Raw genomic sequence first — 14590 nt, 5'->3', positions numbered from 1 at the left:
CTTAAGATGGATTGGTCACGAGACGGGGAACAGCTTCCACAAGCGCGCGGCCGGCAGCCGATTTCGGTTCGGCCACGATAGCCGCCGCGTGGCCGGTCTCGACGATCCGCCCGCGATCCATGACGGCGATGCGGTGAGAAACGGCTCGCACGACGGCAAGATCGTGCGAAATGAACAGACAGGCAATGCCCTGTTCTTTCTGCAGGCTCACCAGAAGTTCGAGGACCTTGCCGCGCACCGTGACATCGAGCGCTGAGACTGCCTCATCGAGCACCAAAAGAGAGGGACGCGTGGCAATAGACCGGGCAATCGCCACACGCTGGCGCTGGCCGCCCGAGAGCGTGCGGATCGGCCGGCCGGCATAGCTGGCAGGCAGGCCCACGCGGTCGAGAAGCACCGCGATCTCGCCGGCCCGCTGATCCCTGGGCACGATGCCATGAATGCGCAGCGGATCATCGAGAACCGCAGCAACACTCGCCAGCGGATTGAAAGCGGCAAGCGGGTCCTGGAATACCATCTGCATGCGCGCCCGTTTGCGGCGTAGAGATGCGCCGTTCAAGGCAAGCCAATCCTCTCCCTCGAAGCAGATCGAACCGGCATCACAAGGGAGAAGCCGCAGCAGAATGCGCGACAGGGTCGATTTTCCGCTGCCGGAAGCGCCGACGAGGCCGAGCGTTTCGCCGGCCGCGATCGTCAGCGAGACATTGTCGAGAGCGGCGAGCCGATGGCCTGAAGAGGAAAAGTCTTTCGAGATATTTGCTATGGAAAGCAGCGTCGGCTTCATGACGGCGCCCCTGCGATCAGCGGCGGCGTCAACAGGTCGCGATGGCTGGCGATGAGGTCGGCGGTATAATCGCTTTTGGGAGCCGAAAGCACCGAGCGCGCGAGACCTTTCTCGACCAGTTTCGCATTGCGGAAGACGGCGAGGCGGTCGACGAAGCCGGAGGCAAGGGCGATGTCATGGGTGATGAAGACAAGCGTCATGCCGTCCTCGCGTACCAGACCGTCGAGCAGGCGAATGATCTCGGCCTGGACGACGACGTCGAGCGCGCTCGTCGCCTCGTCGGCGATCAACAGCGCAGGTTTTGCGGCAATTGCCGCTGCGATCGCCACGCGCTGGCGTTGACCTCCTGAAAGCTGGTGCGCAAAGGCCCGCATCGCCCTGTCAGGCTGAGGCATTCGCACTCGCTCGAGCAATTCCTCGGCTTTGGCATAAGCCTGTTTCCAGCTCAGCCCGAGATGACGCCTGGCGGCTTCCGCGATCTGTTCGCCGATCCTCAGCACGGGGTTGAGGCTGGAGCCTGGATCCTGAAAGACGAAGCCGAAGTCACGACCCGGACGGGGCGGGTGGCGAAGTCCCGGCCAAAGCATCTCGCCTTCGACCTTCGCCTCTTCAGGCAGCAGACCGGCGAGCGCGCGGGCGAGCGTGCTCTTGCCGGAGCCGCTTTCGCCTATGATGGCCAGCCTCTCGCCGATGATGAGATCGAGATCAACACTGTCGAGCGCGGTTGTGCCGTTCCTCCCACGTCCATAGACGACCGAAAATTTTTGCAGGCTGCAAAAAGCGTCGCTCATGCCGCCCTCACGCCGTTGTCGGCCAACGCCTTGCCGAGGCCCTCGCTGAAGAGATGGACGCCGAGTACGGTCACCGCGAGGGCGCAGCCGGGAATAACCGAGAGATAGGACGCCGAACGCAGCACGCTGCGTCCCTCGGCAATCATCGACCCCCAGGTGGCAATATTCGGATTGCCAAGCCCAAGAAACGAAAGTGCCGCCTCGGTGAGGATCGCGCCGGCCACGATGGTGGCGGAAAGCGCCAGCACCGGCGGCAATGCGTTCGGCAGGATCTCGCGGACGGCGATCTCAATCGGATGCATGCCGATTACCCCTGCCGAGGCGACGTAATCCTGTTCTCGGATCGCCAGCACCTGCGCCCGCGTCAGCCGCGCCGGATCGGCCCAGGCGCCGAGCGCGATGGCAAGGACGACGACAGGCGTCGAGACGCCGATGGTGCTGACGAAGGCGAGCGCAAGCAGGAAAGCCGGCACGATCTGGAAGGCATCGACCACACGCATCAGCGCCTCGTCGACGACCCCGCCGGCAAGACCGGCCGCCATGCCGACGCAGACGCCAAGGCACATCGCCGAAAGCGCCGCCGCAAGACCGACGGCAAACGAAGTGCGTGCTCCGTAAAGCAGACCGGCGAGGACATCGCGGCCGAGCCGATCGGTGCCGAGCGGAAAAGCCGGATCGGTGAACGGCGCAATCAGCGCGCGGCCGGCGATCCTCAACGGATCGCCCGGCGAGACGATAGGTGCGAACAGGCTCGCTAAAAGCAGGGTGATCAGGATCACGAGCCCTGTCATGCCTTCCGGCTGGCGCAGGAATCGCTGGAGACCGCTCATGCACCACCCTCAGAAGCGCCGATGCGGGGGTCGAGCACGGCATAGACGAGATCAATGAGGAAATTGATCGAGATGACCAGAACCGCGCTGGTAACGACGATGCCCATCAAAAGCGGCGCGTCGCGGCCGTTGACCGCCTCCTGTGCCAGCCGCCCGAAACCTGGAATGGCGAAAACGCTCTCGATCACAACGCTGCCGCCAAGCATGGCCGCCGATTGCAGACCGAGCATGGTGACGAGCGGCAGCAGCGCGTTGCGCGCGACATGGCGCAGCACGATGCGGCTGCGCGACAGGCCCTTGGCACGGGCAAAGAGCACGAAATCGAGCTTCCATGCATCCGCCATGCCAGCACGCATGACCCGCAGGAACAGGCCGAGATAGATCAGGGCAAGCGCGCCGACCGGAAGAACCAGATGGTCCGATATGTCAAGCGCGCGCGCAAGGCCGGTCTTGCCGGACGCGATCGTTTCGATGCCGGCGATCGGAAACCAGCGCAGCTTCACCGAAAACGCAATGCTGAGCACCAGGCCGAGCCAGAAGCTCGGAATGGCATAAACAACAAGAGAACCAATCGACAGCAGCCGGTCCCGCATGCTGCCCGGCCGCGCGCCGGCAAAGATGCCGAGCGCTGAACCGAGGCCGAAGGAAAGCGCTGTCGCACTGCCCATCAGGAGCAGCGTGTTGGGCAGGCGCTCGGCGATCAGTTCACCAACCGGCCGGTCGAAGGCGACCGACCAGCCGAGATCGAAGCGCGCCAGTGACGAAAGATAGAGCCAGAGGCGTGCGAGCATGGAGCGGTCGAGGCCATAGCTTTCGCGCAGCGACTGGATCAGCGCAGCATCGCCGCCGCCGATCGAACCAAGATAGGCATCCACCGCATCTCCGGAGGCGGACTCGAGCAGGAAAAAAGTGAAAATCACCACGATCAGCAGCACCGGAATGCTGCTGATTGCCCTGCGCCTCAGGAGGATGATCGCTCGTTTCACGCCGGAGAGGGCCTCTGGAAGAGAGTTGCCGCCGATCCTATCACGATTGCAGCGCGGTATCGCCCCAGTTCGAGACGGCCCAGCGTGGGTTGTTCGAGACGTTGAGCACGGTATCGCGCGCGACGGTGATGAAACCCCATTCCGCCACGTTGATCAGTGGCAAGTCGGCGACAACGAGTTCCTGGAACTTGCGGTAGAGGTCGGTACGCGCCGCCGTGTCGACTGTCTCGGATGCCTGCTTGATGATCTTGTCGAGTTCCGGATTGACATAACCGCCCTGGTTCGAGAAGGGCACGCCAGCAGGTGCGCCGGATTGAACAAGAATGGTGGTGGAGATCGCCGGATCGCCTCGGAAGACCGGCGGGCCGACCGCGAGGTCGAAATCATGATCGGTATAAACAGCCTTCTGGTGCGCAGCCGCATCGGCATTGACGATCTCGGCATCGATACCGATCACGGCGAGCGCCTGGCGAAGGTAATCGCCAAACTGCCGGGTCTCGTTGAAATAGGGCGCCGGGCGCAGCTTCAGCTTGAAACGGTTGCCGTCCGGCCCTTGTTTGTACCCGGCCTTGTCTAGAATATCGTTGGCTGCAGCGGGGTTGAAATCATAGATCGCGACATCGGACGTGTAGAACTCCGGCGCATTTTTTGGCACAGGCCCGGTAGAGGCGGTGGCATAGCCGAGGAAGATGGTATCGACCACGAATTTCTTGTCGATCGCATGTGCGATTGCCTGGCGCACCCTGAGGTCGGCCAGTTCCTTGCGGCGATGATTGATCTCGACGACAAGCTGATAGGTTAGAGCCTCGTAGCCCTTCGAGATCACCTTGATGCCGTCGACCTTGGATATACGGTCGAGATCGGCCAGAGGCACCGCCGAAAAGGCGGCAAGCTGGATTTCGTCCGCTTCGAGGGCCGCACCGGCGGCCGCACGATCGGGCAGCACCCGGAAGACGATTTCGTCGAGTTTCGGCTGCTCCTTGTCCCAGTAGTTCTCGTTGCGCGCCAGCCGGTAGTATTCCCCGGGCTTGTGTTCGGCAAATTTGAACGGGCCGGTGCCAACAAGCGCGTTGTTGGCAGGATTGGTGGCAATATCGGCGCCGTCGAAAATGTGCTTGGCGACGACGCTTGTCACGACAGGCAGCGCGTTGCGGATGAGCTGAAACGGCGTCGGCTTGGAGAAGCGGAAGATGGCGGTGTAATCGTCGGGCGTGTCGACAGCTTCCAGATTGGCGAAGACCAGACGGCCGAGATTCTGCAGCGGCTTCCAGATGTTGAGCGCCGAGAAGGCAACATCGACCGAGGTGAAGGGCTTGCCATCGTGCCAGGTCACACCATCACGCAGCTTGAAGGTAACGGAGAGGCCGTCGGGGGAGCCTTCCCAGGAGGTGGCAAGGCGCGGCGCAAGACGGTCCTTGCCGTCGAACGAGGCTTCGGCGAGCGGTTCAATAACCTTGCTCGCGATGAAGAAGACGCCGTTCGAGGCGACAATGGCGGGATTGAGGTTCTTCGGTTCGGAATCAGCCGCGACGACCAGCCGACCGCCGCTTGGCTCGGCCTGCGCCAGGGCCTGCCTGGCAAGCGCCGTCGAGGCAAGCAGCAGGGCGGTGCCCTTCATCAGCGTGCGCCGTGAGATTTCTGGAATGGTCATGCGCCCTCCTGATCGATCAAATTCCGAGCGGCCATATTCACGTCGAAATGCCGATTGTCATCGAGATTAATTTCGAATGATCGGGGTTCGCGAGACATTTCTTGTCACCCAGCCATTATTTGCTCAACCGTTGGCGGCCAGGCGCGCTGGCTCACCCGAGAGATTGCGGTAGGCGGCCCCTGGATGCGGCGCGACAAGCCGCGGGCCTGCTCCCCCAAGCTTTTCCCGCAGCGTTCCCTTGGCATATTCGGTCTTGTAGACGCCGCGCTTCTGCAATTCCGGCACCAGCAGGTCGACGGCATCCTCGAAACTCTCGGGCGTCACGGCATAGGCGAGGTTGAATCCGTCGACATCGGTATCCTCGATCCATTCCTGCATCAGATCAGCGACTGTCTGCGGCGAGCCGACGAAAACTGGACCGAAGCCGCCGACGCCGACCCAATCGGCCATTTCGCGCACCGTCCATTCCTTTGTGGGATCAATCGTGGTGAAGGTCTCGACGGCCGATTGCACCGCATTGGTATGACGATGCCGCAGCACCTCATCGGGTGCGAACTGACCGAAATCGATGCCCGTCCAGCCGGAGATCAACGTCAATGCGCCCTCGAAGGAGGCGTATTTGCGGTATTCGTTGAACTTGCGCTGCGCCTCGGCATCCGTCTCGCCGAGCACCACAGTCTGCAGGTTGAAGGCAAGGATTTCGCGTGGGTTGCGGCCGACGCGCTCGGCTGCCTCGCGGACATTGGCGACATAGCGTTTCAACACGGCCTTTGACGGCGAGGCGACGAAGATGCATTCGGCGTGGGCGCCGGCGAAATCCTTGCCGCGGCTGGAGGCGCCGGCCTGGTAGAGCACCGGCGTGCGCTGCGGCGAGGGTTCGCTCAAATGGATGCCGGGCACGTTGAAATGCTTGCCGGAATGGTTGATCGGATGGACCTTGTCCGGATGGGTGAAGATACCGCTTTCCCGGTCGCGAACGACGGCACCGTCCTCCCAGCTGCCCTCCCACAGCTTGTAGCAGACCTCGAGATATTCCTCGGCGAGATCGTAACGATCGTCATGCTTCGTCTGCGCGGGCTGGCCGATATTCAGCGCGCCGCTGTTGAGATAGGAGGTGACGATGTTCCAGCCGACACGCCCCTTCGTCAGGTGGTCAAGCGTCGAGATGCGCCGGGCGAAAGTGTAGGGATGCTCGAAAGACAGTGAGGCGGTCAGGCCGAAGCCGAGATGCTCGGTCTCGTGAGACATCGTCGGGATGAGCTGCAGCGGATCGTTGACCGGCACCTGCGCGGAATGGCGCAGTGCCGCATCGACATTGCCGTTCAGCACATCGTAGACGCCGAGCACGTCGGCGATGAACAGCCCGTCGAACTTGCCGCGCTCTAGCGTCTTTGCCAGATGCACCCAATAGTCGAGATCCTTGTACGTCCAGGACTTGTCGCGCGGATGGCGCCAGAGCCCCGGCGACTGATGTCCGACGCAATTCATATCGAAGGCGTTCAGCCTGATTTGGCGGGTCATGTCTTTTCTTCCTTGAAATTACGGATTGCTACGGCCGAGGCCGTAGGTCAGGGCCAAGGCTCCGACGAGCACGGCGCCCTTGACGAAATCCTGGGTGTAGTAGGGGGCGTTCAGCATGGTGAGACCGTTCAAGAGCACGCCGACGAAGACGGCGCCGGCGATGGTACCGAGCACGTTCGGACGCCTGAGATTGAGGACGGCGAAACCGATCAGTGCGGCAGCGACCGAATCCATCAGCAGCGAGCCGCCGGAAGAGACGTCCCCGCGCCCGACACGGGCGGCGATGACGATGCCGCCGAGCGATGCCAGCGTGCCCGACAGGACATAGGCAAGGGTCTTCAGCTTGACGGTCGAGGCTCCCGCAAGCCGGGTGGCGACCTCATTGCCGCCGGTCGCAAACAGCAGCCGGCCTATGCGGGTGCGCTCGGTGAGGATGAAAAGGAGAACAGCGACTGCGGCCATCAGCACCACGGAAACGGGCAGGGTGCCGAGGATGCTGTAGCGGCCGATCAGCAGGAAGGCCGGGTCGTAGGCCCCGGTTGCCTTCGAGCCGTCGGGCAAGGTGAGACCCGCAGAAATCGACCGGCCTGCCGTCGGGATCAGCTGCAGGCCGGAGAGCAGGAACATCATCGCCAGTGTCGCCAGCAGGTCCGGCACCTTCAGGCGGACGATGAGGAAGGCGTTGACGAGACCGACCAGGGCGCCGAAGGCGAGGACCAGCGGCACCGTCGCATAAGCGTCGAAGCCCCACACGATCATCGCGTAACTCGCCGCCATGACGCTCGATGCGGCGACTGCGCCGATCGACAGATCGAAGCCGCCGACGGCGAGTGTGACGGTGACGCCGGCGCCAAGAATGGCGACCACGGAAACCGCCTGCAGGATGCTCATCAGATTGGCGATATTGATGAAGGCGGGCTCGGCCATGGTGAAGCCGACGACGAGGAGCGCAAGCAGGATGAAGACCGCGCCCGCACGCAGAAACGCGCCGAGGGCGGCCAGTGGATTGCGGTCGGCCCGCGGCACGGCGCCTGCCTGCGGCACGGTTTCTTCGTCGATCGTCGTCATACGGATATTCCCTGGATTTCAGGACGAAGGGCGGCATCGTCGGCCGCAGGTCTCAACACGTGGCGGTCGATGACGAGGATGCGGTCGGCCACCTCATAGGCCTCCTCCGGATCGGAGGTCGCAATCAGCGTCGCCCGGTCGGTGCGGGCGCGGATGGCCCGGATAATGTCGCGGCGGGCGCCGACATCGACGCCCTGGAAAGGTTCGTCGAGCAGCAGCAGCCGGCTCGGTTCGGCCTCCCAGCGGGCGATCACCGCCTTCTGCTGGTTGCCGCCGGAAAGCGACCAGATCGATGCGAGCGGGCCTGCGGCCTTGATTCCGAGACGGACGATCGCTTGCTCGGCCTCGCGTCGCTCACGGCCGCCGAGAAGGAAACCATGCGGGTACCATTTGCCGAGATGCGGCAGGCTGATGGTTGCCGACAGCGAATGACCTGGCCATGCCGGCGGCATGAGCGAAGAGCGATGCCGGTCTTCCGCCGCCATGGCGACACCCGCTGCGATTGCTTCGGCCGCACTCTTCGGCCGGTACGGCCGGCCGTCGAGAAACATCGCGCCACGCTGAAGCGCCGTCACGCCGAAGATCGCCCGGAGCAACCTGCTCTTGCCGGCGCCGAGCACGCCGGTGACCGCCACCACCTCGCCCTCATGCAGCGACAGGTCGAAGGTCGCGCCTTCCGGCAGCAGGCTGACATCGCGCATTTCGAAAATCGCCGGGCCGATCGCCGGCCGCGCATCAGGCCGCGCCGCTTCCAGCTTGCGGCCGATCATTGTCTCGATGGCGCTCGAAAAATCGATCGGCCGCGAGAAGGTTCCGACGACCCGGCCGCCGCGCATGACGAGCGCACGGTCGGCGATCGCTTCGAGATCGGCTGTACGATGCGAGATATAGAGGATCGCTAGGCCCCGCTTGCGCAGCCTCAGCAAAATATCGAACAGCCGTCGGCTTTCCTCGCCGGAAAGGCTTGCCGTCGGCTCGTCGAGAATGAGGAGATCGGCGCGATTGGCAAGTGCGCGGGCGATTGCCACGAGTTGCCGGTCAGCGCTGGTAAGTTCCCCAAAATCACGGTCGAGCGGCAGGCTGAAGCCGGCGGCATCGAGCATCGCCTGTGCGGCGCGGCGGATGCCGGCGCGTGACACGAAGAAGGGTGTGCTGCAATCGGCGAAACGATTAAGCAGCAGCGCATCGGCAACGGTCAGTCCCGCCGCGCCGACGATATCTGTCGATTGGTGCACGGTGACGACACCTGCTTTCGCCGCTTCGGCCGGGCTGCGCGGCGCGAAAGGGTGGCCCTCGAGATGGATCGTGCCGCCATCAGCCGCGAGCACCCCGGAAAGGATCTTTACCAGTGTCGATTTGCCGGCGCCGTTTGCACCCATTAGCGCCACGATCTCGCCGCGCTCTATAGAAAGATCCGCGCCAGCCAGCGCCCGCGTCGACCCGAAACTGCGGGTGATGTTTCCAATGTGAAGAAGCGGCATCGACAAGATCCGGAACTGCATTCGAAGCGGAATTGTGCCCCGTTCGTGGGAGCGAATTCCAGGCACGCATTTCCCTGGTGAACTATGCCCGGGAAACAAAGAATCTCCCGCAGCCGGCAAAATCGGATCATTTAATCTACTAAAAGTATAGATATTATATCTAATAAATCGACGCGTCGCGAGGGCTGGAACCTGTCAGACGACGCCTCCGATTGTTAGAAGGAACGCGACGATGAAATCCCTCGCACGGCTCGCACTCTCCGCCGCCGTCATTCCGTTTATTCTCATTCAAGGCGCACACGCCGACGGCCTGTCCGGTGCTCCGGCACCCTTCGACAAGGGCGGCGTCAAGGTGGCGCTGATCAGCTATATCTCGGCGGGCGATTTCTTCCAGGCATATCAGGCCGGTGCTGAGGCCCAGGCCAAGGCTCTGGATATCGACCTGCGCGTCTTCCCCGGCCGGCAGGATGCCGCCGAGCAGCGAGAACAGATCCTGCAGGCGATCAATCTCGGCGTCTCCGGCATTGTCATCGACCACGGCCTGCCGGAATCGCTCGGCGACGTGGTCCAGCAGGCGCTCGACAAGGGCATCAAGGTCGTGGCCTTCGACGTCAACCTCAACAACCCGAAGATTCCGCAGGTCGAGCAGAGCGACCATGAACTCGCATCCCTCGCTCTCGAGCAGGTGGTAAAGGACAACGGCAAGGAATTCAAAGCGGGCTATGTCTATGTCGCCGGCTTTGCGCCCCTCGACCGCCGCAACGAGGTTTGGGACAAATTCAAGTCGGAGAATAGGGGCGTCGTAGAAAAGGCCCGCTTCGGCAATGTCAGCGACACGACGGCGACCTCGACCGCCGACCAGGCCAAGGCCGCGCTGGCCGCCAATCCGGATATATCTGTCGTCTTCGCGCCCTATGACGAATTCGCCCGCGGCGTAAAACTTGCCGCAAACGACCTTGGCATCGCCGAGAAACTCAAGATCTATTCGGCCGACGTTTCCACAGCCGATATCCAGGAGATCACCGAGGAGGGCAGCCCCTGGGTCGCAACGGTGGCGACCAATCCTGCCGTCGTCGGCGCCGTCTCCATCCGCGCTGCGGCGCTGGAAATCGCCGGGCAGACGGTTCCCCATCAGATTACCGTCAAGCCGACCCTTCTGACGCAGGAAAGCCTGCGCGCCGCTGGCGTCAGGACGATCGAGGATCTGGCGGCCAAGATCCCGGCCTTCAGCACGAGCGATGCGGCGACCGCGAGCTGGATCCCGGACAAGCTGTTCTAAGGCTTTTCAGCGCGATCCTTCCGGCGGGAGCACTCGGCTCCCGCCGGATCATCTTTTTGGAGAATAGGAGCCCCGTCCATGAGCCAGTCCAATGTCGTCTTCGCGGTGAGCCGCAACCCGACGCGAGAAGACCTCTTTGCCCGTGCCGAGGAGATTTCGGCCGACCTTTCCCGCCGCGCCGCAGACCTCGATCGCGACGGTCGTCCGCCGCTCGCTGAAATCGTCAAGCTGAAGAATGCCGGGCTGCTGAACGCGTTGCATCCTACCGAGATTGGTGGCGGCGGCCTCGACTGGGTCGACGGTCTGAAGCTGGTGCGCATCCTCGCCCGGGGCGAGAGCTCGATCGGCCAGCTGCTCGGCTACCATTATGTCAACAGCCAGTACATTTACTGGGCGCTCGATCCGGCGCGTGCCCATGCACTCGGCAGCGAAACCGTCGCCAGGAACCTCTACTGGGGCGCCGCCGTCAACCCGCGCGATCCCGGTCTGGTGCTTACCCGCCGCGGCAACGGCTATGTGCTGAACGGACGCAAGTCCTTCTCCACGGCGGCGCGTGTCTCCGACTACATCAACGCCAATGCGGCGCTCGACGACAAGATCGCCGGCTTTGCCGTGCCGACCAATCGGCCGGGCTATGTCGCCAATGACGACTGGGACAATATTGGCCAGCGCCTGTCGGATAGCGGCAGTGTCGAATTCCGCGACTTTCCCGTCTACGAGGAGGATTTCGTTGGCGCCCCCGCCGCACCTGATGCCGCCGCGCCGGTGCTTTCAACCTTCAACACGCCCTTCATCCAGCTTGTTTTCGTCAACTTCTATCTCGGCACCGCCGAAGGCGCGCTGCAGGCGGCGGTGGATTATGTGCGCACCACCACCCGGCCGTGGATCACCTCGGGCGTAGAGCGGGCGGCCGACGATCCCTATATCCTCGAACGTGTCGGCGAATTCACCGCGGCGCTCAAGGCCTCGGCAGCGCTTGCCGACAGCGCGGCCGCTGCGGTGCAGGCTGGCCTTGCCCGTGGCCTGAAGGTGACTGAACGCGAGCGCGGCGAAGCGGCGGCCGAAGCCTATGCCGCCAAGGTTCACGCCACCCATGTCTCGCTCGACATCACCTCGCGCGTTTTCGAGCTGACCGGTGCACGCTCGACGGCCGACAAATACCGCTTCGACCGATTCTGGCGGAATGTCCGCACCCATACGCTGCACGATCCCGTCTTCTACAAGGCCAAGGAAGTCGGCGAATTCGTGCTCAACGATAAGATACCGGAGGTCAGCCTCTACAGCTGAGGCGACCACGCCCGCCAGAAAGCAAGCCCACCGCCGGCGCGCCGGCGGTGGGTTTTTTGTTGGGGGCTCGAATTCAGAGCGCGCCGTTCTTTGGCGGCCTGACGCCGTTCAGGTGATAGTTGCCGACGACATGGTACTTCCACCGCACGGGATCGTGCAGCGTATGGGTGCGGGCATTGCGCCAATGACGGTCTAGATTGAGGCCGATCTGTACCGACGAGGTGCCGGCAAGTTCGAAGAGCGTGTTGGAAGCCTCGAGCGCCACCTCGGTTGTCAGCACCTTGGCGGCGGCAACGGCAAGTGTCGCCTCGACCACCTTTTCCTCCGTCGTCTCGATCTGCGCGGCGTCAACCTTGTGACCGGCACGTTCCACCAGTGCCGTCGCCGCTTCCAGCCGGATGGCGATCTGCCCCACCTTGGCGACCGTAAGAGGATCGTCTGAGGCGCGATCGAGGCCGCTATCCATCCAGGGGCGCGATTTCGTCCTGACGAAATCCAGTGTTGCGGCGAAGGCCGCGCGCGCGATGCCGAGATCCACACCCGCGTGGATGATCTGCCCCACCGAGCCGATTGTCGTCGGCCGCTCGAAGCCCCTGTGATGGAAAACCACGGAATCGGCGTTGACATAGACATTGTCGAGGATCGTCGTGCCGCTGCCGGTGGTGCGCTGGCCGAAGCCGTCCCAGTCGTCGACGATTTCCACGCCTTCGGTGCCCTTCGGCACGAAAGCCATGGTCAGCCGGTCTTCCGGATCAAGCGCGAAGACGGTGATCCAGTCGGCGAAGAGGACACCGGTCGAATAGAATTTGCGGCCATTGATCCGGTAGCCGGGCCCGTCGCGGGTGATGCGCGTATTGTAGTGGCCGACGGTCTTGGTGCCGCGCTCGGAAAGCGCATTGCCGAAGCGGTCGCCGGCCAGTACGCGGCCGAAGAAATAGCGCTGCTGCTCCTCGCTGCCATCGGTTCGCAACGACTCGAGAATGTAGAAATGATTTTGCGGGATCTGGCCGATCGAACCGTCGGCCTCCGACAGGATCGCAGTGATCTCGGCAAGCACGGCGTTGGAAACGTCGAGCCCGCCGAATTGCGCGGGCACGGTGATCGCGAGAAGTCCGGACTGGGCGAGGAGGTCGAGTTCGGCGAAAGGCAGGATCCGGTCGGCGTCACGTTCGGCGGCACGCGCCGCAAAGAGCGCCGCCAGCTTCCGAGCGGTGGCGATCGCCTCCTCGTCGCTGCCGATACGCGCGGCCACTGGCCGAATCTGGTCTGCTTGCCTCAGCACGCTGTTCATCGAAGCCTCCAATTCTGACGATGCTATCGGTGAAAGAAATCGGGCGCCGAGATAAGAGTACAAATTCTATAGATGTGATCGAAAATAAAAAGTGTTTGCTTATCAGCCTCCCGCCCGCGCCATTACGGTTTGGAAGGAAGGGTCGCGCTGCGGTGCCACTTGGAACGCCGGCAAAGTTTGCGGCTGAAAATGCCGCTTGCGGCCTCGATTTGATTTCATCGCATTCCTACGTATCCGAGATCCGGGGCAGGCGTCCGCCGTGCCCAATCCATGAGGAACATCATGACCCCACGGCAGTTGCGCCTCGGCGCCTTCATGCGTCCCGTCAGTCTGCACACCGGCGCATGGCGCTATCCCGGCTCCTATCCCGACGCCAACTTCAATTTCGCACACCTGAAATCCTTCGCGCAGGCGTTGGAGCGGGCGAAGTTCGACGCCTTTTTCATGGCTGATCACCTCGCTGTGCTGAATATGCCGGTCGAGGCCCTGAGGCGCAGCCACACCGTGACCTCCTTCGAGCCGTTCACGCTGCTGTCCGCGCTGGCGGCGGTGACGGAGCGCATCGGCCTCGTCGCGACCGCTTCCACCACATTCGACGAGCCCTATCACATCGCCCGGCGATTTGCCTCGCTCGACCATATCAGCGGTGGCCGTGCCGGCTGGAACATCGTCACCACGTCCAATCCAGACGCCGCGCTCAATTTCGGCCTAGACGAGCACGTGGAGCATGGCGAGCGTTATCATCGTGCGCGCGAGTTCTACGATGTCGTGACCGGTCTTTGGGACAGCTTCGCCGATGATGCCTTCATCCGAGACCGGGAAAGCGGCCTGTTCTTCGATCCGGAAAAGATGCACGTGCTTAACCACAAGGGCGAGGAACTGAGCGTTCGCGGGCCGCTTAACATTGCCCGCCCGCCGCAAGGCTGGCCTGTCATCGTGCAGGCCGGCCAGTCCGATCCCGGCCGTCAGCTCGCAGCCGAGACCGCCGAAGTGGTTTTCTGTTCGCCGCGCGACCTGGCCGCGGGCAAGGCGCTCTATGCCGATATCAAGGGGCGCATGCAAGCAATCGGCCGTGATCGCGACCATCTCAAGATCCTGCCGGCCGCCTTCGTCATCGTCGGTGACAGCATCGAGGAGGCCCGCGCCAAACGCGCCACACTCGACAGCCTTGTGCATTACGACAGCGCCATCGCCTCGCTGTCGATCGCGCTCGGCCATGATGTTTCCGGCTTCGATCCCGACGCGCCGCTGCCGGCCGATATTCCCGACACCAATGCCAGCAAGACTGGCCGGGCACAGGTGCTGAAGCTCGCCGCCGGGGAGAAGCTGACCGTTCGCCAGCTGGCGCAGCGTTATGGCGGTTATGCCGGCCTCGCCTTCGTCGGCACGCCAGCAAGCATTGCCGACGAGATGGAACGCTGGCTGGAAGAAGAAGGCTCGGACGGCTTCAACGTCGTTTTCCCCTATCTGCCGCAGGGCCTGATAGATGTCACCGAAAGACTGATCCCGGAGCTCCAGCGCCGCGGCCTGTTCCGCAGCGAATACGAAGGCACGACGCTGCGCGAGCATCTCGGATTGCCGCGGCCGGAAAATCGCTTTTTCGCTGCACCTGCATGAGGCA

At 63.1% G+C, this 14590-nt stretch carries 12 protein-coding genes; 3 read left to right on the top strand and 9 right to left on the bottom strand.

Annotation, left to right across the window (positions count from 1 at the left end; translation table 11 throughout):
* Position 1: 1 nt before the first annotated feature.
* The 8 genes from FHT70_RS00370 to FHT70_RS00335 form a co-directional block, all read right to left on the bottom strand.
* Positions 2–784 (bottom strand): ATP-binding cassette domain-containing protein, encoded by a 783-nt coding sequence (locus FHT70_RS00370; protein ID WP_183698278.1) that lies wholly within the window; start codon positions 782–784, stop codon positions 2–4.
* The gene (locus FHT70_RS00365) at positions 781–1575 is read right to left on the bottom strand and encodes an ABC transporter ATP-binding protein (RefSeq protein WP_183698277.1); all 795 of its coding nucleotides are present in this window, start codon (positions 1573–1575) and stop codon (positions 781–783) included. Before FHT70_RS00365 ends, FHT70_RS00370 begins: the two co-directional genes overlap by 4 nt.
* Positions 1572–2405 (bottom strand): ABC transporter permease, encoded by an 834-nt coding sequence (locus tag FHT70_RS00360; RefSeq protein WP_183698276.1) that lies wholly within the window; start codon positions 2403–2405, stop codon positions 1572–1574. The genes FHT70_RS00365 and FHT70_RS00360 overlap by 4 nt, the downstream gene beginning before the upstream one ends.
* The gene (locus FHT70_RS00355) at positions 2402–3391 is read right to left on the bottom strand and encodes an ABC transporter permease (RefSeq protein ID WP_097599615.1); all 990 of its coding nucleotides are present in this window, start codon (positions 3389–3391) and stop codon (positions 2402–2404) included. Before FHT70_RS00355 ends, FHT70_RS00360 begins: the two co-directional genes overlap by 4 nt.
* Before the next feature lie 40 nt (positions 3392–3431).
* The gene (locus FHT70_RS00350) at positions 3432–5042 is read right to left on the bottom strand and encodes an ABC transporter substrate-binding protein (protein WP_097599616.1); all 1611 of its coding nucleotides are present in this window, start codon (positions 5040–5042) and stop codon (positions 3432–3434) included.
* A 123-nt stretch (positions 5043–5165) separates the two neighbouring features.
* Positions 5166–6563 carry an LLM class flavin-dependent oxidoreductase gene (locus FHT70_RS00345; protein WP_183698275.1) on the bottom strand — a complete coding sequence of 466 codons (1398 nt, stop codon included), beginning with the start codon at positions 6561–6563 and terminating at the stop codon, positions 5166–5168.
* Between the two features lie 18 nt (positions 6564–6581).
* Positions 6582–7631, bottom strand: a complete 1050-nt coding sequence (locus tag FHT70_RS00340) for an ABC transporter permease (protein ID WP_183698274.1) — start codon at positions 7629–7631, stop codon at positions 6582–6584.
* Complete coding sequence (locus tag FHT70_RS00335) at positions 7628–9112, bottom strand: sugar ABC transporter ATP-binding protein (protein ID WP_183698273.1); 1485 nt, start codon at positions 9110–9112, stop codon at positions 7628–7630. Before FHT70_RS00335 ends, FHT70_RS00340 begins: the two co-directional genes overlap by 4 nt.
* Before the next feature lie 232 nt (positions 9113–9344).
* On the opposite strand from FHT70_RS00335, the gene FHT70_RS00330 reads away from it, so the two are divergent.
* Together FHT70_RS00330 and FHT70_RS00325 are read left to right on the top strand one after the other, a co-directional pair.
* On the top strand, positions 9345–10391 hold the full coding sequence (locus FHT70_RS00330) for a substrate-binding domain-containing protein (RefSeq protein WP_183698272.1): 1047 nt from the start codon (positions 9345–9347) through the stop codon (positions 10389–10391).
* A 78-nt stretch (positions 10392–10469) separates the two neighbouring features.
* Positions 10470–11678, top strand: coding sequence for an acyl-CoA dehydrogenase family protein (locus tag FHT70_RS00325; protein WP_097599620.1), 1209 nt, complete (start codon positions 10470–10472; stop codon positions 11676–11678).
* 73 nt (positions 11679–11751) lie between these two features.
* Here the strand turns inward: FHT70_RS00325 and FHT70_RS00320 are convergent, their stop codons facing one another.
* Positions 11752–12969, bottom strand: a complete 1218-nt coding sequence (locus tag FHT70_RS00320; RefSeq protein ID WP_183698271.1) for an SfnB family sulfur acquisition oxidoreductase — start codon at positions 12967–12969, stop codon at positions 11752–11754.
* 282 nt (positions 12970–13251) lie between these two features.
* Here FHT70_RS00320 and FHT70_RS00315 point away from each other — a divergent pair, with 282 nt between their 5' ends.
* A complete protein-coding gene (locus FHT70_RS00315) occupies positions 13252–14586 on the top strand; it encodes an LLM class flavin-dependent oxidoreductase (RefSeq protein WP_183698270.1) in 1335 nt (444 codons plus the stop codon).
* Positions 14587–14590 lie beyond the last annotated feature (4 nt).

The sequence above is a fragment of the Rhizobium sp. BK049 genome, assembly GCF_014193135.1.
Taxonomy (GTDB): Bacteria; Pseudomonadota; Alphaproteobacteria; order Rhizobiales; family Rhizobiaceae; genus Rhizobium.
The sequence above is the reverse complement of the archived record's forward strand: the minus strand, read 5'-3'. Positions and strand labels throughout refer to the sequence as shown.